The 25879-nt window shown below is 74.7% G+C and carries 27 protein-coding genes; 16 read left to right on the forward strand and 11 right to left on the reverse strand.

The window, feature by feature from the left end; translation table 11 throughout:
• Nucleotides 1–10 precede the first annotated feature (10 nt).
• Nucleotides 11–817 carry a response regulator transcription factor gene (locus ACFV4P_RS15635; protein ID WP_083646933.1) on the reverse strand — a complete coding sequence of 269 codons (807 nt, stop codon included), beginning with the start codon at nucleotides 815–817 and terminating at the stop codon, nucleotides 11–13.
• 257 nt (nucleotides 818–1074) lie between these two features.
• Between ACFV4P_RS15635 and ACFV4P_RS15640 the strand changes: the two genes are divergently transcribed.
• The 8 genes from ACFV4P_RS15640 to ACFV4P_RS15675 all read left to right on the forward strand — a co-directional run bounded on the left by ACFV4P_RS15640 (nucleotide 1075) and on the right by ACFV4P_RS15675 (nucleotide 8660).
• A complete protein-coding gene (locus ACFV4P_RS15640) occupies nucleotides 1075–1248 on the forward strand; it encodes a hypothetical protein (RefSeq protein ID WP_380471320.1) in 174 nt (57 codons plus the stop codon).
• Between the two features lie 260 nt (nucleotides 1249–1508).
• Nucleotides 1509–2453, forward strand: coding sequence for an ABC transporter permease (locus ACFV4P_RS15645; protein ID WP_073812605.1), 945 nt, complete (start codon nucleotides 1509–1511; stop codon nucleotides 2451–2453).
• Between the two features lies 1 nt (nucleotide 2454).
• Nucleotides 2455–3276 (forward strand): ABC transporter permease, encoded by an 822-nt coding sequence (locus ACFV4P_RS15650; protein ID WP_380471322.1) that lies wholly within the window; start codon nucleotides 2455–2457, stop codon nucleotides 3274–3276.
• Nucleotides 3273–4022, forward strand: coding sequence for an ABC transporter ATP-binding protein (locus ACFV4P_RS15655; RefSeq protein ID WP_380471324.1), 750 nt, complete (start codon nucleotides 3273–3275; stop codon nucleotides 4020–4022). The genes ACFV4P_RS15650 and ACFV4P_RS15655 overlap by 4 nt, the downstream gene beginning before the upstream one ends.
• Nucleotides 4019–4867 (forward strand): ABC transporter ATP-binding protein, encoded by an 849-nt coding sequence (locus ACFV4P_RS15660; protein WP_380471326.1) that lies wholly within the window; start codon nucleotides 4019–4021, stop codon nucleotides 4865–4867. The genes ACFV4P_RS15655 and ACFV4P_RS15660 overlap by 4 nt, the downstream gene beginning before the upstream one ends.
• Complete coding sequence (locus ACFV4P_RS15665) at nucleotides 4864–6465, forward strand: ABC transporter substrate-binding protein (RefSeq protein ID WP_380471328.1); 1602 nt, start codon at nucleotides 4864–4866, stop codon at nucleotides 6463–6465. The genes ACFV4P_RS15660 and ACFV4P_RS15665 overlap by 4 nt, the downstream gene beginning before the upstream one ends.
• Before the next feature lie 55 nt (nucleotides 6466–6520).
• The gene (locus ACFV4P_RS15670; RefSeq protein ID WP_380471330.1) at nucleotides 6521–7522 is read left to right on the forward strand and encodes an LLM class F420-dependent oxidoreductase; all 1002 of its coding nucleotides are present in this window, start codon (nucleotides 6521–6523) and stop codon (nucleotides 7520–7522) included.
• Nucleotides 7523–7586: 64 nt separating this feature from the next.
• The gene (locus tag ACFV4P_RS15675; protein ID WP_380471332.1) at nucleotides 7587–8660 is read left to right on the forward strand and encodes an LLM class flavin-dependent oxidoreductase; all 1074 of its coding nucleotides are present in this window, start codon (nucleotides 7587–7589) and stop codon (nucleotides 8658–8660) included.
• A gap of 208 nt (nucleotides 8661–8868) precedes the next feature.
• On the opposite strand, the gene ACFV4P_RS15680 is transcribed toward ACFV4P_RS15675, so the two are convergent.
• Nucleotides 8869–9327 carry an ATP-binding protein gene (locus tag ACFV4P_RS15680; RefSeq protein WP_380471334.1) on the reverse strand — a complete coding sequence of 153 codons (459 nt, stop codon included), beginning with the start codon at nucleotides 9325–9327 and terminating at the stop codon, nucleotides 8869–8871.
• Between the two features lie 212 nt (nucleotides 9328–9539).
• Between ACFV4P_RS15680 and ACFV4P_RS15685 the strand changes: the two genes are divergently transcribed.
• Nucleotides 9540–10412 carry a helix-turn-helix transcriptional regulator gene (locus ACFV4P_RS15685; RefSeq protein WP_073812591.1) on the forward strand — a complete coding sequence of 291 codons (873 nt, stop codon included), beginning with the start codon at nucleotides 9540–9542 and terminating at the stop codon, nucleotides 10410–10412.
• Between the two features lie 2 nt (nucleotides 10413–10414).
• Entirely contained in the window at nucleotides 10415–10645 is a 231-nt protein-coding gene (locus ACFV4P_RS15690) for a DUF397 domain-containing protein (RefSeq protein WP_338015793.1), read from the forward strand.
• Nucleotides 10646–10728: 83 nt separating this feature from the next.
• Here ACFV4P_RS15690 and ACFV4P_RS15695 read toward each other — a convergent pair whose 3' ends face one another.
• From ACFV4P_RS15695 to ACFV4P_RS15705, 3 genes are all read right to left on the reverse strand, one after another.
• Nucleotides 10729–12864, reverse strand: a complete 2136-nt coding sequence (locus tag ACFV4P_RS15695; RefSeq protein WP_380471336.1) for an MMPL family transporter — start codon at nucleotides 12862–12864, stop codon at nucleotides 10729–10731.
• Nucleotides 12861–13796 carry an RNA polymerase sigma factor SigJ gene (sigJ, locus tag ACFV4P_RS15700; RefSeq protein ID WP_380471338.1) on the reverse strand — a complete coding sequence of 312 codons (936 nt, stop codon included), beginning with the start codon at nucleotides 13794–13796 and terminating at the stop codon, nucleotides 12861–12863. Before sigJ ends, ACFV4P_RS15695 begins: the two co-directional genes overlap by 4 nt.
• 87 nt (nucleotides 13797–13883) lie before the next feature.
• A complete protein-coding gene (locus ACFV4P_RS15705) occupies nucleotides 13884–14417 on the reverse strand; it encodes an AAA family ATPase (protein WP_380471340.1) in 534 nt (177 codons plus the stop codon).
• Between the two features lie 220 nt (nucleotides 14418–14637).
• Here ACFV4P_RS15705 and ACFV4P_RS15710 point away from each other — a divergent pair, with 220 nt between their 5' ends.
• The 5 genes from ACFV4P_RS15710 to ACFV4P_RS15730 all read left to right on the forward strand — a co-directional run bounded on the left by ACFV4P_RS15710 (nucleotide 14638) and on the right by ACFV4P_RS15730 (nucleotide 18925).
• Nucleotides 14638–16887, forward strand: coding sequence for a hypothetical protein (locus tag ACFV4P_RS15710; RefSeq protein WP_380471342.1), 2250 nt, complete (start codon nucleotides 14638–14640; stop codon nucleotides 16885–16887).
• Nucleotides 16888–16898: 11 nt separating this feature from the next.
• The gene (locus ACFV4P_RS15715; protein WP_380471344.1) at nucleotides 16899–17330 is read left to right on the forward strand and encodes a hypothetical protein; all 432 of its coding nucleotides are present in this window, start codon (nucleotides 16899–16901) and stop codon (nucleotides 17328–17330) included.
• On the forward strand, nucleotides 17287–17823 hold the full coding sequence (locus tag ACFV4P_RS15720; RefSeq protein ID WP_380471346.1) for a GNAT family N-acetyltransferase: 537 nt from the start codon (nucleotides 17287–17289) through the stop codon (nucleotides 17821–17823). Before ACFV4P_RS15715 ends, ACFV4P_RS15720 begins: the two co-directional genes overlap by 44 nt.
• A 349-nt stretch (nucleotides 17824–18172) precedes the next feature.
• On the forward strand, nucleotides 18173–18430 hold the full coding sequence (locus ACFV4P_RS15725) for a hypothetical protein (protein ID WP_073812579.1): 258 nt from the start codon (nucleotides 18173–18175) through the stop codon (nucleotides 18428–18430).
• A 3-nt stretch (nucleotides 18431–18433) separates the two neighbouring features.
• Nucleotides 18434–18925, forward strand: coding sequence for an acyl-CoA thioesterase (locus ACFV4P_RS15730; RefSeq protein WP_380471348.1), 492 nt, complete (start codon nucleotides 18434–18436; stop codon nucleotides 18923–18925).
• A 457-nt stretch (nucleotides 18926–19382) separates the two neighbouring features.
• On the opposite strand, the gene ACFV4P_RS15735 is transcribed toward ACFV4P_RS15730, so the two are convergent.
• The 3 genes from ACFV4P_RS15735 to ACFV4P_RS15745 form a co-directional block, all read right to left on the reverse strand.
• Nucleotides 19383–20744, reverse strand: coding sequence for a hypothetical protein (locus ACFV4P_RS15735; RefSeq protein ID WP_380471350.1), 1362 nt, complete (start codon nucleotides 20742–20744; stop codon nucleotides 19383–19385).
• 138 nt (nucleotides 20745–20882) lie between these two features.
• Entirely contained in the window at nucleotides 20883–21365 is a 483-nt protein-coding gene (locus ACFV4P_RS15740) for an SsgA family sporulation/cell division regulator (RefSeq protein ID WP_380471352.1), read from the reverse strand.
• Between the two features lie 453 nt (nucleotides 21366–21818).
• On the reverse strand, nucleotides 21819–22913 hold the full coding sequence (locus ACFV4P_RS15745; protein ID WP_380471354.1) for a hypothetical protein: 1095 nt from the start codon (nucleotides 22911–22913) through the stop codon (nucleotides 21819–21821).
• Nucleotides 22914–23158: 245 nt separating this feature from the next.
• Here ACFV4P_RS15745 and ACFV4P_RS15750 point away from each other — a divergent pair, with 245 nt between their 5' ends.
• Complete coding sequence (locus ACFV4P_RS15750; RefSeq protein WP_380471356.1) at nucleotides 23159–23827, forward strand: DUF4241 domain-containing protein; 669 nt, start codon at nucleotides 23159–23161, stop codon at nucleotides 23825–23827.
• Nucleotides 23828–23835: 8 nt separating this feature from the next.
• Here the strand turns inward: ACFV4P_RS15750 and ACFV4P_RS15755 are convergent, their stop codons facing one another.
• From ACFV4P_RS15755 to ACFV4P_RS15765, 3 genes are all read right to left on the reverse strand, one after another.
• Nucleotides 23836–24468 (reverse strand): DJ-1/PfpI family protein, encoded by a 633-nt coding sequence (locus tag ACFV4P_RS15755; RefSeq protein ID WP_380471358.1) that lies wholly within the window; start codon nucleotides 24466–24468, stop codon nucleotides 23836–23838.
• Between the two features lie 113 nt (nucleotides 24469–24581).
• Nucleotides 24582–25520 carry a GlxA family transcriptional regulator gene (locus ACFV4P_RS15760; protein WP_380471360.1) on the reverse strand — a complete coding sequence of 313 codons (939 nt, stop codon included), beginning with the start codon at nucleotides 25518–25520 and terminating at the stop codon, nucleotides 24582–24584.
• A gap of 91 nt (nucleotides 25521–25611) precedes the next feature.
• Entirely contained in the window at nucleotides 25612–25764 is a 153-nt protein-coding gene (locus ACFV4P_RS15765) for a VOC family protein (RefSeq protein WP_380471362.1), read from the reverse strand.
• Nucleotides 25765–25879: the final 115 nt, after the last annotated feature.

The raw sequence follows: 25879 nt of genomic DNA on the forward strand, positions 1-25879 counted from the left end.
CGTCGGCCCGTCAGCCCGTCAGCCCGTGCCGGACGGCGTAGAGCGCGGCGCGGAGGCGGTCGGGTTGGCCGGTCTTGCGCATGGCGTGGGTGAGGTGCTTCTTGACGGTGGCTTCGGCGAGGGTGAGGCGGCGGGCGATCTCGGCGTTGCTGTGGCCGAGGGCGAGTTGGGTGAGGACCTGGCGTTCGCGGTCGGTGAGTCCGGTCTGGTCGAGCGGGCGTTCGGCGGGGACGGGGTGCGGGCGCAGGGGGGTGGGGGCGGGGAGGAAGAGGGTCGCGCCGGCGGCGGCGAGGTGGACGGCGTCGAGGATGCGTTCCGGCGGGAGGTCGAGCGGGAAGCAGCCGCTGCCGCCGGCCATCAGGATGCGGCTGGCCTCGGTGGTGGTGGCGGCGCGGCGCAGCAGCAGGACGCGGGCGCCGGGCGCGGCGTCGGGCCGGCGCAGGGCGGCGACGGCGGCGAGGTCGGCGTCCAGGTCGGGGCCCCGTCCGAGCAGGACGAGGTCGGGCCGGGCCCGGCGGACGGCGGGGACGGCGTGCGCGACGTCGGTCGCGGAGCCGACCACCGCGAGGTCCGGGTCGGGCGCGAGGACGCTGCGCAGCCCGGCGCTGACCACCGGGTGGCGTTCGACCAGGAAGATCCGGGTCGCGGTGGGTCGGTGGGTGCCGGCGGTCGGGCACTGCGGGTGGCCGCAGATGCAGGCCGGTGCGGTGTCGGCGAGGAGTTGATGGCCCGCCAGCAGGTCGAGCGGGTTGTCGATCTCGGTGTGCAGGGCTTCCAGTGGCCGGGGGCCACGGCGGGTGGGCGTCAGCGCGGGCACGGGACCTCCCGGCGGGAGGGCGTGACGGGGTGCGGGTGGTGCATGGCGGACTGGTCCCCTCGGAGGCGGCGGGCCGGGACGTGGGGATCGGCGGCGGCCCGGAGGGCTTCGCGGATCCCGACGGTGGACGGGCGGCCGCCGGGGCCGGTCAGGCCTGGGGGCGGCGCACCGTGCCGGGGCGACACGTCTCGTCGAAGCACCTGCGGTGCCACGAGCCGCCGATCCCCCAGAGGGTGAAGTCGGTCCACCGATAAGCCATGGCGGAAATCGTATGGACGCCACTGAGGGCCGGTCAAGGACGGTCCGCCGCCCGGGACTCGCCCGCACCGCTGTACCTCGCACCGCTGTACCTCGCACCGCTGTACCTCGCACCGCTGTACCTCGCACCGCTGTACCTCGCACCGCTGTACCCCGTACCGCCGCTCCTATGACCACCGGTACCAGCATGAACGCCTGGCTGGCTGCCCGCGCGCACCGTCCGCAAACCTGGGGCCTGTCTTCGAACCCCCGACCGCCCCACGACTCACCGGGGGCACGCCGCGGAGCTGCGGCGCGGGTTCGACGACAGGCCCTGGGCCTGAACAACCCGACGGGCCGCGCCGGCCGCCGATGCGCTGCCGCCCCCGTCGCCGAACCGGAGGACCCCGCCGCCCATGCTCCCCGCCACCGTCACCGTCACCGCCGCAACCCCGTGACCGGGTTCCTGCTGCGCCGCCTGCTGCTCGCGGTACCCACCCTGCTGGGGGTGAGCGCCGTCGTGTTCGCCACCGTCGCGCTCGTCCCCGGCGACCCCGTCACCGCGTTCCTCGGCCCCGGTGCCCCCGCCGAGGCCCGGCAGGCCCTGGCGGAACGGATCGGCCTCGACCGGCCGCTGCCCGTCCGCTACCTGGACTGGCTCGGCCACGCCCTCACCGGCGACCTCGGCACCTCGACGGCCACCCAACGCCCCGTCACCGCCCAGCTGTTGCCCGCCCTCGGCGAGACCCTCACGCTCACCGCCGCCGCGTTCGCACTCGTGCTGGCCGGCGGCGTCCTGCTCGGCACCCTCGGTGCGCTGCGCCCGCGCGGCCTGTGGGGACGGCTGTGCAGCGGCGCGTCCACGCTCGCCGTCTCCGCGCCCCAGTACTCGGTGGCGCTGCTGCTGATCGCCGTGTTCGCCGTCCACTGGCGACTCCTCCCGGCCGGCGGCACCCACGACGTGTTCGGCGGCGGCGGGCCCGGCGACCTGCTGCGCCACCTGCTGCTGCCCGCGACCGCCGCCGCCCTCGTCCCGCTCGGCCTCACCGCGCGCGTCCACCGCGCCGCACTGTCCGCCGTTCTAGACGGCGACCTCGCCGACGGCCTGCGCGCCCGCGGCCTGGGCCGGGCCGCCGTGCTGCGGCACTGCGCGCACAACGCCTCGCCCGCGCTGCTGACCATCGGCGGCCTGCAACTGGCCTACCTGCTGGAGGGAGTGGTCTTCGTGGAGACCCTGTTCGCCTGGCCCGGCCTCGGCCGCCTGCTCTACGACGCGCTCACCGCCCGCGACCTGCCGATGATCCAGGGCGGCGTGCTGATCGTCGGCACCGCGTTCGTCGGCATCAACCTGCTGGTGGACGCCGCGCACGCCGCGATCGACCCCCGGGTGCGGGGCTGACATGACGACAAATCGACGCGCCCTGACGATCGTCGGCGCACTGCTGCCCGTCGCGCTGGCCGTCGCCGCACCCCTGCTCGCCCCCGCCGACCCCGACGCCGGACACCTCGCCGACCGGCTGCTCGACCCCGGCAGCCCGGGCCACCCGCTCGGCACCGACAGCCAGGGACGCGACCTGCTCAGCCGGCTCCTGTGGGCGGCCCGCCCGTCCCTCACCGCCGGCCTGCTGCCCGTCGCCGTGGCCGCCCTGGCCGGCGCGCTGCTCGGCATCGCGGCCGGGCTCGGCGGACGGGCCACCGAACAGGCACTGCTGCGCACGCTCGACGTGCTGTACGCGTTCCCCGGCGTGCTGCTCGCGATCGCGATCGCGTCGCTGCTCACACCGGGCCTCGGAACGACCGTGCTGGCCCTGTCGGTGGTGCTCACGCCCGCCGTCGCCCGGGTCGCGTTCACGGAGACGCGACGCATCCGGACGGCGGAGTACCTGGAGGCGGCGCGAGTCAGCGGGGCGACCCGGCCGGCGCTCGTGCTGCGGCAGGTCGTGCCGGTGATCGCGCCCGTGGTCCTGACGTACGCCACCTCGCTGGTCGGCCTCGCGATCGTCTACGCCGCCGGCCTCTCCTTCCTCGGCCTCGGCGTCGCCCCGCCCACCCCCGAGTGGGGCGCGATGCTCGACGAACTCCGCCCGGCGATCTTCACCCACCCCTGGCTCGCGGCGATGCCCGCGCTGGTGATCCTCGCGGTCTCGGTGCTCTACAACGCCCTCGGCGGGCGCGAAACGCAGGCGGGCGCGACACCACGGGCGCGGAAGGCGGAGGCGTGAACGTGTTGGCCATCGAGGAGTTGACGGTCGACCACCCCGGCGGCGTCCGGGCCGTGGACGGCGTGAGCCTCACGCTCGGGGCGGGGGAGGCGCTGGTGCTGCTCGGCGAGTCCGGGAGCGGGAAGACCACGCTGGCGCGGACGGTGCTCGGGCTGCCCGGGCGGGGAGCGGTCGTACGGGGATCGGTGCGGCTCGGCGGGAGGGAGCTGCTGGGGCTGCCCGAGCGGGAGCTGTCGCGGATCAGGGGACGGCGGATCGGCTACGTCCCGCAGGACCCGTCCGCGACGCTCGACCCGCTGCGCCGGATCGGCCCCCAACTCGCCGAGGTGCTGCGCCGCCACGGCCTCGCCGACCGCCGCAGGGACGCCCGCGCGGGCGCGCTGCCGGTGCTCGCCGCCGCCGGGCTGCCCGACCCGGAACGCGCCGCCGCCGCATACCCGCACGAACTCTCCGGCGGGCTGCGGCAGCGCGCCGCGATCGCCCTCGCGGTGGCGTGCGGGCCCGAGCTGCTGATCGCCGACGAGCCCACCACCGCCCTGGACGCCCTGCTCCGCGCCCACATCCTCGACCTGTTCACCACGCTGCGCACCGAGCAGGGCCTCGCCCTGCTGCTGGTCACCCACGACCTGTCCGCCGCCGCCCGGATCGGCGGCACCCTCGCCGTGCTCGACCACGGCCGGCTGACCGCCACCGGCCCCGCCGAGACCCTCCTCGTCCCCACCACCCTCGCGGGAGCCCGCCGATGACCGCCCCCACCGCCCTGCTGAGACTCGACGACGTCTCCAAGAGCTGGTCCGGCCGCCCGGCCGTGCGCGGGGTGAGCCTGGAGGTGCGGGCGGGGGAGGCCGTCGCGCTGGTGGGGGAGTCGGGGTCGGGGAAGTCGACGGTGGCGCGGCTCGCGCTGGGGCTGCTGCGGCCGGACGGCGGGGCGGTCGCGTTCGAGGGACGCGACCCGGCGCGGCTGCGGGCCCGGGCGGACCGTGCGGTGCGGGGCCGGCTGCAGTTCGTGCCGCAGCATCCGCGCGGCTCGCTGAATCCGGCGCTGCGGGCCGGCGAAGCGGTCGGGTTCGCGCTGCGGGCGCACGGCGTGCCCAGGCGTCAACGGGCCGAGCGGATCGGCGAGTTGTTCCGTCAGGTGGGACTCGCACCGGAACTGGCCCGCCGGCTGCCGCGCGAACTCTCCGGCGGACAGCTGCAACGCGTCGCGGTGGCACGGGCGTTGGCGACCGGACCGGCCCTGGTGGTGTGCGACGAGCCGACCTCCGCGCTCGACCCCGACACCCAGCGGCGACTGCTCGACCTGCTCACCGAACTGCGCGAACGCACCGGCACCGCCTACCTGTTCGTCTCGCACGACCTGGCCGCCGTCGCCCGCTTCGCCCACCGCACCCTGGTGCTCCGGGCCGGCCGAGTGGTCGAGCAGGGGGACACCCGGGCGCTCTGGGACGAGCCCCAACACCCTTACACCCAAGCCCTGTTGGCCGCCTCCGGCCCGCACGTCGCACTGCGCGACCCGAGCGAACCACAGGACCAGCAGGACCAGCAGGACCCGTACGTCCGTACCACCGAACCGAGCGAAGGACCGTCATGAGCAAGCACGTCCGCACCCGTACCAGAGCCGCCGCGCTGGCCGCCGTCGTCCTGCTGACGACCGCCGGCTGCACCACCGCGACCGCCGGCGGGGGAGACGGAACCGGCGGCGGCACGCTGGTGATCGGGGCGACCGGGAAGCTGCCCAACCTGGACACCGTGATCGGCGGCGCCGGGTTCGAGGGCAAGCGCCTGCTGAGCTTCCAGATCTATGAAGGGCTCACCCGCTACGACCTGCTGGAGCACACCGACCGGCCGCCGCAGGTGACGGGCGCGCTCGCCGAGTCCTGGCAGGTCGCGCCGGACCGGCTGACCTGGACCTTCACCCTCCGCAAGGGCGTCTCCTTCCAGGACGGCACGCCGTTCGACGCCGACGCGGTGCTGTTCAACCTGCACCGCTACCTGGACAAGTCCAGCCCCGAGTACACCGATGCGCTCGGCGCGGCGGCCAAGGAGTACGCGGGCGACATCGCGTCCTACCGCAAGACCGACGACACCCACATCGAACTCGTCACCACCGCGCCCAACGGGCACTTCCCCGAAGACCTCGCGCACGTGCTGATCGCCAGCCCCACCGCGGTCCGCAAGAGCGGGACCGCCGACTTCGCCCAACACCCGGTCGGCACCGGCCCGTTCGGGTTCGTCTCGCAGACCGAGGGCCAGCAGGTCGAACTCGCCGCCAACCGCGCCTACTGGCGCGGCGCGCCCAAGCTCGACCGCCTGATCGTCAAGGCGCTGCCCGACGCCGCGGCCCGCACGGCCGCGCTGCGCTCCGGCGGCGTCAACTGGATCGAGTACCCGAACCCCGACGACCTGGACAGCCTGAAGGCCTCCGGCGCGCAGATCCTCACCAACAGCTACGACCACCTCTGGTACTGGATCCTCGACACCACGAAGGGCCCGTGGGCGGACGTGCGGGTCCGGCAGGCCGCCAACTACGCCATCGACCGGCAGGCCGTCGCGGACCAACTGCTGCACGGCACCGCCGACCCGGCCTACCAGGCCGCGCCGCGCGCCACCGCCGCCTACGACCCGGCCGGCGACCGCTACTCCCACGACCCCGCCAAGGCAAAGAAGTTGCTCGCCGACGCCGGCTACCCGAACGGGTTCAGCACCTCCGTGACAGTGCCCACCGGCGGCTCCGGCAACCTGCTGCCCGTCCCGATCACCGAGGCGCTGCAACGCGACCTCGCCGCCGTCGGCATCAAGGTGGAGATCCGCACCACCGACTGGACCACCCTGATCGGCGCCGAGGCCAAGGGGAAGGTCGCGCTCGACTCCGACGCCATCGCCCAGTCCACCACGCTGTTCCAGTCCGAGGCCCTGCTGCCGCTGTTCGTCGGCTCCAACAGCCCCTTCTGGACCGGGCATTACGCCAACCCGGCGGTCGACGGCCTGATCTCCGCCGCCGCCGCGGAACCCGAGCAGGGCGCCCGGCAGGCCGACTACCGCACCGCGCTGCGACAGGTCACCGAGGACGCGCCGTGGCTGTTCGTGGTCAACGACCGCAACCCGCGCGCCCTCGCGCCCACCGTCCACGGACTCGTCCAGCCGCAGTCCTGGTTCCTCGACCTCACCACCGTCCGCGTCGGCAACTGACGCACCTGACGTACCTGACGCACCGTCAGATGCGTGAGCAGAAAGGCTCTTTCCCATGGCGCTTCAGCAGCCACCGCCCGCCTGGGGCATCACCCTGCCGCTGCCGGGTCTCACCATCGACCGCCACCGCTTCCTGGTCGAGCGGCTGCCGGAACTCGGCTACGGCGACGTGTGGAGCGCGGAGGGCGGCGGCACCGACGCGTTCACCCCGCTCGCCGCCACCGCCGCCTGGTCGCCGCACCTGCGGATCGCCACCGGCATCGTCCCCGTCCACACCCGGGGGCCCGCCGTACTCGCCCAGACCGCCGCGACGCTCGCCCAACTCGCCCCAGGGCGCGTGCTGTTGGGCATCGGGGCGTCCGTGCCCGCGCACGTCACCGACATCAACGGCATCCCGTTCGACGAGCCGTTCAAGCGCACCCGCGACGTGCTGCGCTTCCTCACCGCCGCGCTGCGCGGAGAGCACGTGGCGGGCGACTTCGACACCTTCTCCATCACCGGCTACCGCCTGCCGCACCCGCCCGCCGAACCGGTCAAGGTCATCCTCGGCGCGCTGCGGCCCGGCATGCTGCGGCTCGGCTTCACCGAAGGCGACGGCGCCATCACCAACCTGCTCGCCGCCCACGACCTGCCGAAGGTGCTCGACGCCGTCGGGCCGCAGCCGCCCGGCAAGGAGCTCGTCGTCAAGGTGTTCGTCTGCCCCACCGAGGACGCCGCGTACGCGCACCGCGCCAGCCGGCCGTTCCTCGCCTGGATCCTCAACCGCGAGCCCTACCGCAAGTTCCACGAGTGGCTCGGCAACGGCGAGTTGCTCGCCGAGACCCACAAGCGGTGGGCCGACGGCGACCACGAGGGCGCGCAGCGCGCCCTGCCCGACGAGGTCGTCGACGCGCTGTTCGTCAGCGGCTCGCCCGAGGAGTGCCGCGAACAGATCCTGCGCTACCAGCAGCCCGGCGTCACCGCCATCCAGCTGTACGTCTCACTGCCGCCCGAGGTGTTCGCCAGCCGCACCCGGCTGCTCGACACCCTCGCCCGGCTCGGGCCCGCCGCCCGGTGAGCAACTGTCTTGCGGCGGACCGCAGTTCGGCGGCCCGCCCGCCACCGTGACCAGGAGACCCCTGATGGAACTCGAACTGCGCGGCGGCGTCCGCGCCGCCCCCGTCCTCGGCGACACCCCCGCCGAACGGCAGGCCCTGCGCTGGGCACCCGACCCGCGCGAACGCACCGCCGATCCCGTCCATATCGCCGATTCCGCGAGGGAGTTGGAGGAGGACGGGCTCGACAGTGCACTCGTCGTCCAGTCCTCCTCCTGGCCGGACCCCTGGCTGGTGGCCGGCTGGGCGCTCGCCGCCACCAGCCGGCTGCGGATCGCCGCCGCGCACCGCATCGGCACCAACTCGCCGTCCGTGGCGGGCCGTTCGCTCGCCACGCTGGACCGGCTCTCCGGCGGGCGGATCAGCGCGCATGTGATCATCGGCTCCAGCGACGCGGACGTCGCCCGGGACGGCGACACCCTCGCCAAGGCCGAACGCTACCGGCGGGCCGAGGAGTACCTCGCGGTCCTCACCCGGTACCTCGCCACCGGGACCGACCTCGACCACCACGGCGAGTACTACACCCTGCGCGCCGCCAGATCCGGCCTGCGGCCCGCGCCCGGCAGCGAGTTGATCTCCTTCGGGGGGTCCTCGCCGCAGGGCGTCGAACTCGCCGCGAGGTACGCACAGGTGTACGCCGTGCCCCCGCGACCGCTCCCCGACACCCGGCTGCGGATCGCCGAAGCCCGCGCCGCCGCCGCCCGCCACGGGCGCAGCCTGCGCATCTGGCGGCACGTCACGGTCGTGCTCGCCGGGACGGACACGGACGCGCAGGTGAAGCTGCGTCGGCTGCGACGGGACGCGATACGGCTGGCCACCGGGCCCGACGCCGACCGGCACCTGGACGCCGTCGCCCTCGACCGCGACCGCGAGCGCGGCATCACCGGCCCCGACCAGATCGCCGCCTACGTCCGCCGCAACCTCGCCAACGCGTACACCGGCTCGCCCGCGACCGTCGCCGCCCGCATCCACCTGCTCCGCACCGCGGGCGTCGACATCGTCCAGCTCGACCTGGCGACGGAGACGGACGAGGACCGCGACCTGCGACGCCAGCTGGTCGCCCACCTGCGCAACGCGACGCCACTGCGGTGGGCCTGGTGAGACTGCCCTGCGGGCGGCGCACAGAGGGCGGATGGGGGGAAGGACGCCGCGTACGGCAGGCTGGGGGAGTGCCCTGCGGGCGGCTTCGGCGTCCTGCGCAGGGAGTTGGGCGGTCGTCCCGCGGGCGGCGGCTTCAGGGCGTTGTCCGGGGGAGTGCCCCGCGGTGGCTGGGTGGGGTGGCTTGCGGGTGGCTTCGGTGGGCCGGGGGTCAGGTGGTGGGGAGGGTGCAGGTGATGTGTTTGCCGAGGGGGGTGGGGGTGACTGTCCAGCCGGGGGCCAGGGCGTCGAGGATCCAGAGGCCGCGGCCGGTGGCGGCGCGGGGGTTGTTGGGGGGTTCGGTGGAGCGGGTGGGGAGGGTGGTGGGTTCGGGGTCGTGGACCTGGACGACGACCTGGTGTCGGGTGGTGGTCAGCAGGACGACCACCGGCGCGTGGGGGCCGCACAGGCGTACCGCGTTGCCGACGAGCTCGCTCGCCACCAGCCGGGCGGCGTCGGCGACGTCCTCGGGGGCCCCGGCGGAGGTGACGGCCTTGTAGACGAACGCCCGCATGGCGACCAGGTGTTCGGCACTGGCGTACATGTGCAGGACGAAGCCGTCGGGTCGCGGCGAGAAGTAGAACCCGCGCGCGGCTGTCTCGGGTGGTGCGGGGGCAAGGACTTCGGGCATGGTGGCTCCCGGGCGGCAGAGCAAGCCGCCGGCCGCAGGGGTGGGGCTCGCACAAGGCGGGCAGAGAAAGGTGCCACGAGACGCGACCGGGCGGTCACGTCGTGCTACCGCGAGTCAGCATGCCGCCCAGGTCCTTGCTCGGGCAATATGCCCAAGCGGATTTCCCCCGATCAGGTTGCTGCGTGGTAGAGGCGCGGTGTTGACTGACGCCCATGGCAAAGCGGAACCCGGCCCCGAAGTCTGTATATCGACGTCAGCTCGCGTCCAGACTGAAGGAGTTGAGGGACAGCCGGGAGCTGACGCTGACCCAGGTGGCCGAGGTGGTGGAGGTCAACCAGAGTTCGCTGAGCCGGATCGAGACCGGCGACCGGGGCACCACCCCGCTGCTCGTGAAGGCGCTGCTGGACTGCTACCAGGTCACCGACCCGGCGGAGCGGGCCGACATCCTCGACCTGGTCCGGGCGGACCAGGCGCAGCGCCAGCAGTGGTGGAAGAAGTACTCGGTGGTCATCAACGCGACCCCGTACGGCGGTTATCTGACGCTGGAGTCGAGTGCGACCAGTCTGCGGTCGTACGAACCGCAGCTGATGCCGGGGCTGTTGCAGACCGAGGACTACGCGCGGCGGGTGATCACCGAGATGCGGGTGGATCTGACGGCCAAACAGGTCGACGCGCTGGTGACGGTGCGGATGGAGCGGCAGGCGAAGGTGCTGGGCCGGGCGGACGCCCCGAAGCTGTGGGCGGTGATCGACGAGGCCGCGATACGGCGGATCGGCAGCAACCAAACTGTTCTGAAAGGGCAGTTAAAGCACTTGCTGGAGGTCTCGCCGCGTCCGGGCCTCACTCTTCAATTGCTGCCGTTCTCCACCGGATTCCATCCCGGACTGTACGGATCGTTCGTGCTCATGGGCTTTCCGGATGCAAATCCGGACGTCGTGTGGGTGGAGAATGGCCCCAACTCGGTGTACTTCGAGGGATCCGAGGATGTGGAGCGCTACACCGAGGTCTTCGACCACCTGCGGGCCCGTGCCCTCGGCCCACCCGAGACCCGCAGCCAGATCAGCAAGATCATCAAGGAGCTGTGAAAGTGAGCACCACCAAGCCCGTCCCCGCCGAACTCGATTTCTCGGCTGTCGTTTGGGAGAAGTCCCCGTTCAGCGGGGGCCACGACAACTGCGTCGAGTTCGGGGTGGTCGGCGCGTTCATCGCCGTCCGTGACTCCAAGCGGCCGGAGCAGACGCCGCTCGTCTACACCCGCGACGAGATCCGGGCCATGGTTCAGGGCGCGAAGGCAGGCGCCTTCGACCACCTGGTCTGACCGCTGTAGCACTGCCCGAAGCCAACGGCCCCGCCGGCCGCACCACACCCAGGTGCGCCCGGCGGGGCTGTTTTGACGGATCGTCAGGTCACTCGTAGTGGTGAAGTTTCCGCCCGGGCCGCGGTGGGCGGTTCGGTGGAGCGGGCCGGCCACCAGAGGCGGGGGCCGGTGTCGAGGGCGAGGGCCGTGACGAGGACGGAGCGGACCAGGAGGGTGTCGAGGAGGACGCCGAAGGCGACGGTGAAGCCGAGTTCGGCGGCGAAGACGAGCGGGAGCGAGGCCATCGCGGCGAAGGTGCCGACCAGGACCAGGCCGGCGGAGGTGATGACGCCGCCGGTGGCGGTGAGCGCGGTGCGGGCCGCGCGGCGGGTGTCGAGGGTGCGGGCGTCCTCGCGGACCCGGGTGACCAGGAAGATGTTGTAGTCGACGCCGAGCGCGACCAGGAAGACGAACACCAGCAGCGGGAACGAGGCGTCCGTCCCGGCGAAGTGGAACAGGTGGCGGAAGACCAGGGCGGAGACCCCGAGCGCCGCGCCGAAGGACAGCACCACGGTGCCGATCAGCAGCAGCGGGGCGACCGTCGAGCGGAGCAGCACGGCGAGGATCAGCAGCACCGTCAGCAGCACCAGCGGGATGATCACCGCGTCGTCGCGGGAGGCCGCGTCGCGGGTGTCGAGGGCGATCGCGGTGGTCCCGCCGACCAGCGCGTCCGCGCCCGGCACGGCATGTACGGCGGTGCGGGCGAGCGAGACGGTGCGCATCGCGTCCCGGCTGCTCGGATCGGCGGAGAGCTCGGCCGTGAAGAGGATCTGATCATCCGTCAAGAGTGGTTCGCCGAGCGCGAGTACGCCCGGGACGGAGGCGAGGGCCGCGCGGACCGGCCCGGCGGCGTCGGCCCGGGCCACCACGTACAGCGGGTCGCCCGCGCCGGCCGGGAAGTGGGCGGCCTGGATCTGCTTGCCGACGACCGTCTGCGGGTGCCCGGTGAACTGCTCGGTGTCGGCGAGGCCGTCCGCGCGCAGCGAGAGGCAGCCGAGGGCGAGCGCGCCGAGGGCGAGCGCGGTGCCGATCCAGACGGTGCGCGGGCGACGGGCGATCGCGTCGCCGAGGCGGGTCCAGATCTGGCCGCCGTCCGGCGCGGCCACGCCGTACTCGGGGCGGCGCGGCCAGAACGCGCGGCGGCCGCAGACCACCAGCAGGGCGGGCATCAGCGTGAGCATCGCCAGCCAGCCCACCAGGACGCCGATCGCGCAGGCCGGGCCCATGCCGCGGGTGGAGTTGAGCTCGGCCAGGGTCAGCAGCAGCAGCCCGGCCGCGACGGTCGCCGCCGAGGCGGTGATCGCCGGGGCGCAGCGGCGCAGCGCCCGCGCCATCGCCTCGTGCGGGTCCTGACGGGTCGCCAACTCCTCCCGGTAGCGGGCGATCAGCAGCAGCGCGTAGTCGGTGGCCGCGCCGAACACCAGCACCACCAGGATGAACCCGGTCTGCTTGTTGACGACCAGCCCCGCGTACCGGGCCAGCAGGAACACCGCCGCCTCCGCGACCGCCAGCGCCCCGCCGACGGTGACCAGCGACAGCAGCGGCAACCACGGACTGCGGTAGGTGAGCAGCAGGATCAGCACCACCACGACCGCGGTGATCGTGGTCAGGCTGCCGCCCGCGCCGAACGCCTTGATCGAGTCGGACGCGTACCCGGCGGGCCCGGTGACGTGGAACCCGAGGCCGTCCGCGTGCGCCGCGCCGTCCGCGTGCGCCCCGCCGTCCGCGTGCGCCGCGCCGATCGCGGTCAACGCGTCCACGCTGCGCCCGAGGCCCTCCCAGCCGTCCTTGCCCTTGCGGAGCTGGACGACGGTCTGAAGCGCCTTCCCGTCCGGCGACGCCACCGGCCCCCGCACGGCGCCGATCACCGCCTCGACGGAGCCGAACGCCGCCGCATCGGCCCGGGCTTTCGTCAGATCGGCCGACGTGATGCCGGTCGGACGGTCGTACAGGACGATCGCCGGGACGGTGTCCGCCGCCCCGAACGCGGCGGCCCGCTCCACCACGGCGGTGGACTCCGCCCCACCCGGCAGCCACGCCGCGTTGTCGTTCTGCTCCACCTCGCCCAACCGCCCCGCCAGCAGCAGTGCGGGGACCAGCAGCAGCGCCCACAGCGCCAGCACCGCCCAGCTGCCGCGCCGGCCGGCGGGCACCGTCGACCAGGAAGCCCACCCGTTCACGCCAGACCCCCGAGCTTGTCCGGGTTCGACACCGCGTAGATGCCGCAGATCCGGTCGCCGTCCGGCACCAGGTCCAGCACCAGCACCGCGAACGCCCGGCCGAACGCCGAAAGCACCACCGCCGGCGCGCCGTTGACGCTCCGCCACTCGACGTCCAGCCCGCGACCGGTCTTCGGCGCCAGACCCGCCAGCAGTCGCGCCACCTTGCTCCGGCCGGTGAGCGGACGCAGCCCCCCGGGCGCCTTCCCGCCGCCGTCGCCCCACAGCGTCACCTCCGGCGACAGCAGCTCCAGCAGCGCCGCCAGATCACCGCCGAGCGCCGCCGCCAGGAAACGCTCCGTCACCTGCCGCCGCACCGCCGGCTCCGGCTCGTACCGGGGCCGCCTCGCCCGCACGTGCTCCCGCGCCCGCTTCGTCAACTGCCGTACCGCCGCAGGGCTCCGGCCCAGAATCCCGGCGATCTCCGCGCCGCTGTACCCGAACACCTCGTGCAGCACGAACGCGCTGCGCTCCAACGGCGACAGCGTCTCCAGCACCACCAGCAGCGCCAGCGACACCGACTCGGCGCGCTCCACCTGCGCCTGCCCGTCCCCGACCGCCGCCGGCTCCGCCAACGGACCCACCAGCGGCTCCGGCAGCCACGGCCCCACGTACGTCTCGCGCCGCCGGCTCACCGCCGCCTGCTGCGCCAGCGCCCGGTTCACCGCCACCCGCACCAGGTACGCCTTCGGGTGCTCCACCGGCCCCGCCGCCGCATCCGCGCGCCGCGCCGCCCAGGCCAGCCAGGTGTCCTGCAGCACGTCCTCGGTGTCGGCGACGCTGCCCAGCAGGTTGTAGACCAGCGAGAACAGCAGCTCCCGGTGGTCTGCGTACTCCCGCGTGGCGGTCTCCCGCGCGGCGTCGTGCTCGGCGGCGGTCTGCTCCCCGGTCATCCTGGGTGTCCTCTCTGGCGGTCGTGTCGGAGGTGAGAGCAGTTCCGGGCCGGGAAAGTGACACGGCGGCGGGCGCTGTGAGCCGGCTCACAGCGCGAGATGGGCCAGCAGCAGGTCGGCGAGCAGCGCGGGCGTGCACCCGCCGTCCAGGAACACGGTCTCCGGCGGCATCTCGGCCTCCGCCGCCCGGCACTCGGCGATCCGCGACCGGCACCAGGCCCGCACCTTCTCGTCCCGCGCCGGATCGTCCGGCGTGAAGCTCCGCCCGTCGATCCGGGCCGTCAGCACCTCCTCGGGCACCCGCAGGAAGAAGTGCCGCGCCGGGACGCCCGCCGCCGCCAGCCCGCCGAACACCTCCGCCAGGTACGCCGGCCGCACCAGCGTCATCGGCACCAGCACCGGACGCCCGTACTCGGCCACCAACCCCGTTGCCAGCGACACCACTTGACGCCGCCACAACGGCAGGTCCTGGAAGTCCCCGGACGGCGCCGGCACCACCTGCCGCAGCAGGAACCCGACCTCCTCCGGATCGAACACCAGCGCCTCGGGCAGCCGCCCGCGCACCTCCTCGACCAGTGTCGTCTTCCCGCTGCCGAACGCGCCGTTCACCCAGACGATCATGCCGCTCCTCCGCTCCGCACCGTCCCCGCCCCCCGTCACCACGCTCCCGACCACCCGCCGGGTTCCGGCCCCGAACCGGACGTACCCGCACCTCCAGTAGGCTGACCGCCGCCGGAGATGTACGGGGGCGGGGCGCCAGCGGTCGCAGCTGGGCCGGACGCGCCGCCCGCCGTGGAGGGGGCCGGCGCACGGGGACGGACACGAAGGACAAGCGCGAACAGTGAACGGCGCAGCGATCAACGGCGGCGAGCAGGACCACGGACAGCACGCCTGGCGGTACGTCCTCGACGAGGGCTTCGACCCGGCCGGACGGTCCCCCGTCCACGCGGTGCAGGGCAGTTGGCCGCCCGGCCCCGACGCCGCCTACCGGCCGCACCCGCGCCACCGCCGCCCGCTCACCGACCCCGTCCCGGCCGACGCGCCGCCGCCCGGCCTGCCCCCGCTCGGGGCCGGCCGCCGGCCCGCCGGGCGCGCCCTGCTCGCCTGGCTGGAGGACACCCGCGGGCCGCGCCTGTGCCGCGTCGCCGGCTCCTCCGGCAGCGGCCGCACCCACCTGCTGACCTGGCTGGCCGCCGCCTGCCCGCCCGACCACCCCCGGCCCGGACGCCGCGTCCACGCCCTGCTGGACGTCGAGGGCCTCACCGTCCGCTCCGCCACCGCCCGGCTCGCCGACCTGCTCGGCCTCACCGCCGGCCACCCCGCCGACCTGCTCGAAGCCCTCCAGGACGGCACCCCGCGCACCGTCGTCGTCACCGACCTCGACCGGGCCGGCGGCCCCGGGCTGCCCGGCATGCCCGAACGGGTGGCCGCCGACCTGCTCGCCCCGCTGCTGTCGATCCCCTGGCTGCTGCTGGTCGTCGAAGCCGCCCACGGCCCCGCCGCCGACCTGCTCACCGCCGCCGCGCCCGGCGGCGCCGTCCTCGACCTCGACCAGCCGCAGTGGACCGACCCCGCCCAGTACGCCGCCTGGTGCGGCCGCCTGACCGGCCACCCGGTCGACCCCGCCGCCACCCACCCCAGCCCCGGCCTCGCCCAACTCGCCGCCCGCACCCCCGACGCCGTCCTCGACCCGGCCCGGACGCCCGCCGAACGCGCCACCGCCCTCGCCGACACCTGGTGGGCCGCCCTCCCCGACGCCGAACGCGGCGCGCTCACCGCGCTGTCCACCGCCGACGGGCCGATCAGCACCGACCTGTGGGCCACCCTGCCCGGCGCGGGCGGCGAACTGACCGTCAAGTCCGCCGCCGACCTGCTCCCCCCGCCGCCCATGGCCGACCGCTGGCGGCTGCGCCCCGACGAGGTCGCCGACCGGGTCGCCGCCGACCGGCCGCCCGTCGACCACGGCAGCATGATGTGGGAGGTCGCCGGCGGCATCCCCGTCCGCGACGACGGCGGACCCGACCTCGCGGGCAGCGAGCCCGAACGCCTCGCCCTGCTGCTGCGGCACGCCTCCGCCGCCGACCCCGCCTCGCCGATGCTGGACGAGCTCGACCTGCTGCTGCACGCCGAACCCGCCACCGTCACCGCCGCGTTCCAGCGCGCCGAGGACGCCGGCGCACCCGCCACCGCCCTCGCCGAGGCCTGGCGGCTCGCCGCACCCGACCGCGACGCCCTCGCCCGCCCCGCCGACCGCGCCGCCGTCCTGCACGCCTGGCTCACCGGCCGCGACGACGAATCCGCCGCGCACTGCGCCTCCCTCGCCGCCGCCCGCTGGCGCACCGTGTGGAACCGGCCCTCCGCCGGCCCGTGCATGGTCGCGCTCGGCATCGGGCCGCGCGCCGGGTCACTGCTGCTGTCCGACGGCTCGGCGCTGCACCTCGCCGATCCCGACTCCGGTGAACTCGCCCCCGTCTCGGCCCCGTTGACCTCGGCTCACCCGCGAGCCCTGACCTGCACGCCGTTCGGCGGGGCACTGCTGCTCGACGCCTCCGGCGCGCTCGCCCCGATCACCCTGGACGGCGCGGTCGGCGCACCCCCCGGCGCCCTCGACACCCTCGGCCCCTGCACCGCCGTCGCCGGCCACCACGACGCCCTGGTCCTCGGCCACCCCGACGGCCTCACCAGCCATGCCACCCTCTCCACCGGCATCACCCACCGCCCCGGGACGCCCCTGCACGACGGCCCCGTCACCGCGCTCGGCGTCACCGACGCGGACGGCGGCACCCTCGTCGTCAGCGGCGGCGAGGACGGCCGGGTCTGGACCTGGATGCCCGGCCGCCCCCCGCTGCCCGCCCCCGTCGACCGGCGCCCCCACCCCGTCACCGCCACCGCCCTCGGCGCCACCCCCGCAGGCCTGCTCCTCGCCGCCGCCTGGTCCGACGGCCTGCTCCGCCTCCGCCGCTGGGGCGAACGCCACCGCGGCGCCGACATCCGCCTCGGCGCCCCCATCCACTCCCTCGCCATCACCCCCGACGGCCTGATCGTCGCCGCCCTCCCCGAAGCCGTCCTCGCCCTCACCCTGGTCGGCTAACCTGCGGACCCGTGATTCTCGAACGATTTTGCGGTGAGTTTCGCTGGTTGAGCTCGGTCGTGCTGCGGACCGACCTGGTGCCGGGCGAAGCGGTGATCCGGATCGAGTCGGCGAGCGCGGCGGTGACCTTGCGGCTGGTGGGGATCGTCCACATCCGGGCCGAACTCTTCGACCCGGAATTCGCGCTCGTGGACGAGGTGGTCGTCCGGGAGCTGCCCCGGTGGGGCCCGTGGCCCGCCGAGGCCCGCCATCTGCTGGACCACCACAACAACCGCTGCGCGCTGCACTGGCTGACCGTCGTCGGCCCGAACGAGGTGGAGGTCCTCGCCGAGGACCTGAGCATTGATTGGACGTCAAATGTGCTTGCGGACAAGGAGGTTGATCGGATAGGAAGCTTGGATGCTTCGTGGCGAGAAGGTCGGGCTGAGGGCCCAGAGCGATGACGATCTGCCGGTGATCCAGCGTGAGCTGTCGAACGACGTGGAGGGGGTGTCGCGGGCCGAGGGCAGAGCCTGGCGGCCGGTGGCGGTGGGGAGCAAGGCGCGGCAGGCGCAGGAGGACGACCCGAAGAACGTGCAGTTCTCGGTGGTGGAGCTGGAGCACGGCGAGCTGATCGGCGTGGCCAGCGTGTGGGGCATCGACACGCACAACCGGTCGGCGCACCTGGGGCTGGGCCTGCTGCCGGCCGCGCGGGGGAAGGGCTACGGCGCGGACGTGGTCGGGGCGCTGTGCCAGTACGGGTTCGTGGTGCGGGGGCTGCAGCGGTTGCAGGTGGACACGCTGGCGGACAACCACGCGATGATCCGGGCCGCCGAACGGAACGGGTTCGTGGTCGAGGGGACGCTGCGGTCCGCGGCGTGGGTGATGGGCACGTTCATCGATGCGGCGCTGCTCGGCCTGCTGGCGCACGAGTGGACGCCGGCCCCGAAGGTCTGAGTCCGGGCCCCGGCCCGAGGCCGGGATGTGTGTGTTTCATCCGTTGATGTGATCACCCTTTGGTCATGCGTTCCGGGTCGGCTCCGGGTGTCGGCCGCATCCTCTGGGTTGGTGTACGTACGGTTCATCAGGTCGGCCACCGCTGAAACAGGGTCGGGTGGAGGGCTGTGTTGAAAGAGGCCGGGAACGCAGCGATCTTCAACCAAACACAGGGAGCCCCACCATGTCCGGCTGCGGGGGGACCGAGTTTGATCACCGGAAGGACCTTCGGCGTCAACGGATCCGCCTGTCCTTCCCCTCGGCGGATGAGGCCCTACACACATCAAGTCCGACAGGAAATGAGGAACCGATGACTGACTACCGTGGCGGGGTCGATCAGGTGGAGAAGGAGTGCGCCGCCCTCGCTGGCCTGCCCGCAAACCAGCGACTCACCGAACTCGAACACCTCTGCCGACGGACGGAGAAGATCCTCGGCCTCGCCGTCCTGGACACCGCGAGCGAGGTCTACGAGCAGGGCGACGACGCCGCGCTGCGCCGCTCCCCGTACGCCTACGGCTACCTGCGCCGCACTCTCGGCTTCGGGACCGAACACCGAACGGACGGCTGACCGTTGTACACCTACCTGTGCCGGACCCGCTGGGGCGACATGGACGCCTTCGGGCACATCAACAACCTGAAGGTGCTGCAGTACGTGCAGGAGGCCGTCTACTGCCTGCTGTACGACGAGAGCGAGGGTCAGGAACTGTTCGAGGACGGTTTCATGATCGCCCGTCATGAGATCGACTACCGCACGCCGCTCTACCACTGTCCCGCCCCGCTCCCCGTTCAGATCTGGGTGGAACGTCTCGGCAAGGCGTCCATCAGCACCGCCTGCGAGGCGCGCCGCGACGGCGAGCTGGTCTTCGAGGCCCGGACGGTCACCGTGCCGACCGATGCCGGGACCGGCCGCAGCCGACCCCTTCGCGACGCGGAACGCCGACACCTGAACCGCTACCGGGTCCGCCCCATCGGCCCGCTCGCGACCGTCGCGCCCGTCGGCCGGGTCCCCGTCCCCACCACCGCCCGCCTCCGGGTCCCCGCGCTGGGCGGACGGGCTTCCTGACCAACCCCCGAGGAAGAAATGGGAGAACCCTTTCTGCTTCCTCGGGGCATGGCGCAGCGGGCCGGCCCCGGCCCCGGGCAGCACGCCCGACCGGAGCCGGCCCGGCCTCAGCGGGGCGTCGGACGGGTGTCGGCCGGGTGCCGGACGGGCGGTCCGGCCTCGGCGGCCGTCCCCACCGGCGTGCCGCGGCCGCCCGGCGGCGAGCTGCCCGGAGGGGGTGGCGGAGGGGGTGGCGGCGCGGCCCGGGAGAGGGGTGGCGACGCCAGGAGCGGGTAGAGCGAGGGATCGTTCATGGCACCATTGACCGCTCGACGGGCCCGCCCCACCGGGCGAACCGCCCGGCCGCTCACCCCGCCGGCCCCGCCCCACCGGGCGAACCGTCCGGCCGCTCACCCCGCCGGCCCCAACCCGCCGACCCCACAGCGGCCGACCCGGCCGGTCTCGGAGCTGCCCGCCGCTATCCGCCCAGGCGGGCGAACCGGCCCTCCAGCCGGGACAGTTGCAGCGAGGTCGCCGGCGAGCGCAGCGCGTCCTGCCGCTCGCGGAAACTCGTGTAGGCCCGCCGTGCCTGGTGGATGTTCCCGGCGTCCAGCTCCAGGTGGGCCAACTGGAGCAGCGACACCCCGATCGTGCGGTGCTCGCCCGCCGGCCGGGCCCGCAGCGAGGCCCGCAGGTAGGACAGCGACAACTCGGTGGCCCGCAACGAGCGGTGGACCTGCGCGGCCTGGTACAGCAGTGCCGGCTCCGGGTACCGGTGCGGGCCGCCCTCCGCCGCCGACCGGGACGCCCACTGCTGGGCCGCCTCCAGGTGCCGCAGCGCCTCGTCGGACTGCCGCAGCCGGGCCGCCGCCACCGCCTGCTGCGCCAGCACGAACGCCCGCACCCCCGGCGCCGCGTCCGACGGCAGGTGCGCGGCGGCCGCGTCCGCCAGCCGGGACGCGTACGCCTGGTGCCCCAGCGCCCCCGCCTGGGTGCTCTGGTCGCGCAGCGCCATCGCCTGCGCCTGCCCGTCCTGCGCCTCCGCCGCCAGCCGGTACGCGAACCGGTAGTGCCGCTGCGCCTCGCCGTGCCGGTTGTCGTCGGTGTACGTGCGGCCCACCAGGCGCACCAACTGGGATGCGGCGACGAGGAGTTCGCGGTGCCGGAGGTCGCCGGAGGGGGAGGTCAGCCAGGGCAGCACGTGGTCGCGCAGGTAGCCGAGCAGCGGGCTGCGGGCGATCGCGCCGCCGTACCCGTCGTAGTGCCGCGACCCGAACGCCGTCATCTCCCGCACCGCCTCGATCTGCCGCGCCCCCACCCGCTCGGGCCCGGAGCGGCGCAGCACCGGCGCGAACCGGGTGGGCGGGACGGTGGGCGCCGGGGAGGCCGGGGAGGCCGGAGGAGAGGCGGACGGGGAGGCGGGTGGGGAGGTGCGGGGGGCGGGCAGCAGGCGGATGCGGAACAGCGGAGGCTGAAACGTTTCGTCCGGGGAGTCGCCGGAATGCGGCCGGGCGTGCAGCCGGCGCAGCGCCGCCAGCGCGTCCGCCGGCTCCGGGTCGGCCTCCTCGCCGGTGGCGGTCTCGGCGGGCGGCAGGCCGAGTTCGGCGCGCGAGACCGGGCGGCCCAGGCGCCGGGCGAACGCCTCCTCCAGCAGCTGCGGGCCCGGGTGCCGGGGCAGGGTGCCCGACAGCCAGTGCGCGACGGTGGTCCGGTCGTAGCCGACGCTGAACCCGCTCTCCCGGGCCACCTTCTGCAGGGCCGCCGCCAGGGCGGGGCCGTTCCATCCGGCCTCCGACATGCAGGCGCGCAGCGCGAGATTCGGTCCACGGACGTGCGGCATCGACAACTCCTCGGGCAGACCGCCGAGAGGCCGGCCCTCGGTTCGACGGGCGGCATCGGCGGTGAGTACCGGTAACGCGCCCTGTTCAACGCGCGGGAGCGGAAATCGGTGCGGCGCGGCCGGGGCGGGACGCGCTGCTCACTCCGGGTGCGGCAGGTCGCGGCGGGCCGGGCGGTCGTCCAGCAGGTGGCGCAGCAGCGCACCGGTGTCCAGGTGCCGGTGCTCGGTGCCCGGCGGCACCACCCGGTGGGTCAGCCGCAGGAAGTCGCGGACGGGCGCGCGCGGGGTGTGCAGGACGGCGGTGTGGCCGGGCGTGGTGAGGGCGATGGCCAGCAGCTCCGGGTCGGTGGCGGAGCGGCGGACCGTCACGTCGCCGATCCCGGCCGAGCCCTCCAGTCCCTGAGCGAGCAGCTCGCGGCCGAACAGCCAGGTGATCGGCTCGTCCAGGTCGACGTGGCAGTCCAGATGCACCGCGTACGGGTCGGCCCGGTGGTACCGCAGCCGTGCCGGTACCGCGACCTCCAGGCCCGGGCACGGGGACACGGTGACGTCCAGCAGCAGGACGCAGTCCGGGTCGTCCGCGTGCCGGCGCCACATGCCGGGCGTGTTCTGACGAGTCACCGGGTCTCCTTCGGGGGAACGGTCTCGGTCCGGGATGAGGATGAGGGTGAGGGGGCAGTGCGGTCAGTGCGGTCGGCGAAGCGGGGCGGGGCGGTCAGGCGGGCCCACTCCCGGTCGCGGAGGCCTGGCACGGTACGGCCGGACCGGTGCCAGAGGGTCACCAGCCCGGCGTAGATGGGCGCGTGCTGAATCGTTTCGTCGCGGACGCCCGTCGGGGCCCAGGGGTCGGCATTCATGTCCGGGGATAACGACCGAACCCGGGGGCGGTCACGGCACTCGTCGCCCCGGCGCGACACGGGGGCGCGGATCAGCCACCGCGCGCCGGTTGGTTCGTCCCGCGCCAGGCAGGCAGAAGTGCGCCGCCCGGGTCGCGGAACGCGCCGGTCCGGCGCGCGGCGGGCAGCGGGCAGTGGGTGGCGGGCGGTGGGACGGAGAGCGGTGGGCGGCGGGCGGTCAGGCGGAGGCGTACGTCGCGGCGACGGCGCGGGCGTGGTCGAAGGCGCGTACGGGGTGCGGGGTGGCGGTCCACGGGTGGGCGCCGCACCAGGGGCCGAGCTCGCGGAACTGCTCCAGGGCCAGGTCGGGCTGCTGGGAGACCAGCGCGAAGTGCGCCAGCAGGTGCCGCAGCAGCGGGAGTTGGTCGTTCGGCGGCGGGACGGCGGCCAGCGCGGACGCCACCATGGGCAGCAGTTCGCGCAGCCGGCGCGCGTCGGGCAGGCCGAGCGGGCCGTGCCGCTGCTCCAGTTCGGCCAGCGCCTGGAGGTACAGCCCGGGCAGCACCGAGCCGGGCGGCGCGGTGCGGACCGCCCGTTCGGCGAAGCGCAGCATCAGCGCGTCGCTGCCGTGCCACCTGGCGCACCAGTACCGCATCGCCTGCCAGTGACCGGCCACGTGGTGCGGCGCGCGGGCCGTCAACTCCTCCCACAGCGGCCGGAACTGCCGGCGGGTGAGCGGGACGCCGCGGGCCGTGGTGACCAGCACCACCCACGGCCCGGGGTCGCGAGGGTCCAGTTCGGCGGCCCGGCGGGCGGTCGTGTTCGCTTCGGCCAGCAGCGCCTTGAAGGCGGCCGCCCGCTCGGCCGGGGCCACCTGCGGGTCGGCGCCGTCGCGGGCCTCCCAGGCCCGCTGCGCCAGCAGCCGGGCGTGCACGGTGGCGGCGGCGCACGCCTCGGCGCCGGACTCCTGCCAGGCGGTGAGCCAGGCGTCGCGCGCGGCGGCCACCTGGGTCAGGAAGTCCAGCCGCGACCAGCGTTCGTCCCAGTCGTCCCCGGCCGCCGTCACGTACGCGGCGGCGGCCCGCCAGCCGCCGGCCAGGCAGGAGTCGGCGAGCGCCTCCAGTTCCTTGCGCCGCAGCAGCGGCAGCGGCGGCCCCGCGCGCCCCGGGTCCAGCTCCGCGCTCGGCGTCAGCCCGTACCGGGCCGGGTCGAACCCGGCGGGGGTGGCGGCCACCGGCGGCGGCACCGCGGCCGGTGCGGTGCCGCTGTTCCACCGCCGGCGGGTCAGCAGCGAGAGCAGCACGGCGATACCGAACACCAGGGCGGGGGTCATGGTCAGAATGATCTCCCACCGCAGGGGGCCGCGACCACGCGCCTCCGGGCCCGGTACGGTCGGGCGTTCCGGGCCCGGTACGGTCGGGCGTTCCGGGGCCCGGGGTGGCCGGGCGTTCCGGGGGCGGGTCGAGCCGGGTGGGGGCGGGCGGCTACCGTGGAGTGCCGCGCGCGGCTGGTGCACGTCCGAACTGCCCGTCGCCGCAAGGACAGTGAGTGACGACAGCGAAGAGAGCGAGCCCTCCGATGCCCCTTGCGGCCCCCGATGTCGCGCGGCTGTTCACGCCGGGCAGCCGGCACGACTGCGGGGACGGGCGCACGGCCACCGTGTTCGCGCTGCCCGAAGCGGAACTGGCGCTTCCCACCGGGCGGTTGGTGGCGTGCGACCCGGTGGCCGGACTCGCCGACGAGAACGAGCCGTTCCTCGCCGCGGCGCCCCCGGGCCGCTACCCGGTGGTGCTCGCCGTGGCCGAGGTGGGCAACGCGTACGGCCCCGGCTCCTCCGACACCCGGATCGCCGCCGCGATGCTGCGGATCGCCGACCGGCCCGCGGTGCGCTGGCAACTGGCGCTGAGCGAGGGCCAGGACCACGGCCGGCTCGGCGCGGGCGACTTCTTCGGCTACGGCGTGGACGCGGGCACCGGCTGCTTCCTGGACGCCTCCGCCGTCGGCCCGATCGGCGAACTGGTCGAACGCGACGCCGACCCGGTCATCGACGCCGTCCACGACGCCCGCCACCGCCCGGCCACCGTCACCGACCCCGCCAGCGGCCACAGCATGGTGGCCTTCACCACCGGCTGGGGCGACGGCCACTACCCGACCTGGGTCGGGCACGCCGCCGACGGCCGGGTGGTGGGCTTCGTCAGCGAGTTCTTCGTCGTCCGGCAGCCCGGGCGGGGCCCCGCCGAGGGGTGACGCGGCTGTCAGCGCCGGGCGGTGAACCCGGCGCGGACGGCCTCGACCACCGCGGGCGGCGCGGTCTTCGGGGACCCTGCGGTGTAGGGCGGCTGCGGGTCGTACTCGGTCAGCAGCTGGATGCCCTGGGCGGTCTCGGGGTCGCAGATCCGGCCGACCAGGTGCAGTCCCAGGTCGATGCCGGACGAGACGCCCGCCGCGGTCGCGTACTTGCCGTCGAACACCACCCGCTCGTCCACCGGCTCGGCCCCGAACGAGGCCAGCGCCTGCGGCACGAACCAGTGGGTGGTGGCGCGGCGGCCGGTGAGCAGCCCCGCCGCCGCCAGCAGCACCGAACCGGTGCAGACCGAGGTGGTCCAGGTGGTGGTGGCGTCGATCGCGCGCAGCCAGTCGAGCACCTCGGGGTTCCCCTGCTGCGCCACCGAGCCCGGGCCGCCCGGGACGAGCAGCAGATCGGCGGAGTCGACCTCGTCGAGGGCGGCGTCGGCGGTGAGCGCGAGGCTGCCCATGTCGGCCCGGACCGGCCCGCGCCGGGCGGCGGTGAACACCACCTCGGCGCCCGGCATCCGGCCCAGGATCTCGTACGGGCCGACGGCGTCCAGCGAGGTGAAACGGTCGTAGAGCAGGATGGCGATCTTCATCGGGGTGCCTCTCCGGCGGTTCGTCACGATCGGTCGGGGCTTGCTGCGGTCAGGGCTTGCTGAGGTGGGGGCTTGCTGCGGTCAGGGCCTGGTGCGGGCGGGGTTCGCTGAGGTCAGGGCCTGCTGCGGAAACGTCGTCGGTAGTCGATCGGGCTGACGGCCAGCGTGCGGGCGAAGGCGCGACGCATCGCCTCCGGGGTGCCGTAGCCGCTGCGGCGGGCGACCTGCTCGATGCCCTCGTCGCCGTCCTCCAGCCGGCGGCGGGCCGCCTCCAGCCGCACGCCGTCCACGTAGCGGCCGGGGGTGGTGCCGGTCTCGGCGGCGAACGCCCGGGTGAACTGGCGCGGCGACAGCGAGGCCCGGCGGGCCAGCGCCTCGACGGACAGGTCGTCGTCCGGGTGCTCGGTGATCCAGCGCTGCACGTCGCGCAGCGGTCTGCGGACGGCGAGTTGGGCGGACAGCTGGGTGGAGAACTGGGCCTGGCCGCCCGGGCGGCGCAGGAACATCACCAGGTGCCGGGCGATGCCGAGGGCGAGCTCCCGGCCGTGGTCCTCCTCGACCAGGGCGAGCGCCAGGTCGATGCCGGCCGTCACCCCGGCGGAGGTGATCACCCGCCCGTCGCGGACGTGGATCGGGTCGGGATCGACGGTGACGTCCGGGTACCGGTGGGCCAGCGCCTCGCACATCGACCAGTGCGTGGTGGCCCGCCGCCCGGCCAGCAGACCCGCCTCGGCGAGCAGGAACGCGCCCGTGCAGACCGACGTCACGCGTTCGGCGCCCTTCGCCAACTCGCTGATCCGGGCGACGAGTTCGGGATCGGGCTGCCGGGTGCCCGGGCCGCCGGGGACGATCAGGGTGTGCGGCGGTCCGGCGTCCGCGAGGTCCTCGTCCGGCAGCAGGCCCAGCCCGCTGCCGGTCCGCACCGGGAGCCCGCCCGGCGAGGCGGTGCGGATCCGGTAGCGGGCCGAGGCCGCGAGCACCTCCAGCGGGCCGGTGACGTCCAGGCTCTGCACCCCGTCGAAGAGCACGATGAGCACGCTGTGATCGGCCATGCGACCAGCCTCGCAGCGGCCCACGACGGCAGCAATGACGGATGCCCCACCTTTTCCGCCATCGCGGGCCCGGCGGACGCGCGGCGGGCCGTCAGGCGGGGTCGCGGCAGAGGCAGAACGGGTGGCCGGCCGGGTCGAACAGGACCCGGACGTGGGGCTGCGGCTGGTGCTCGGCGAGCGTCGCACCGAGGGCGAGGGCCGCGGCGGCGTCGAGATCGCCGAGCTGGAAGTCGAGGTGCATCATCGGGCGCTGCCGCCCCTCGACCGGGGGTCAGACCGGGCGACGGTAGCCGTCGGCCTGCTGGAACACCAGGAACGGGCCCTGCGGGGACGCGGCGACGACGGCGGTGCCCCACCAC

Origin of the sequence: Kitasatospora sp. NPDC059795 (genome assembly GCF_042732175.1) — a bacterium.
Classification (GTDB): domain Bacteria; phylum Actinomycetota; class Actinomycetes; order Streptomycetales; family Streptomycetaceae; genus Kitasatospora.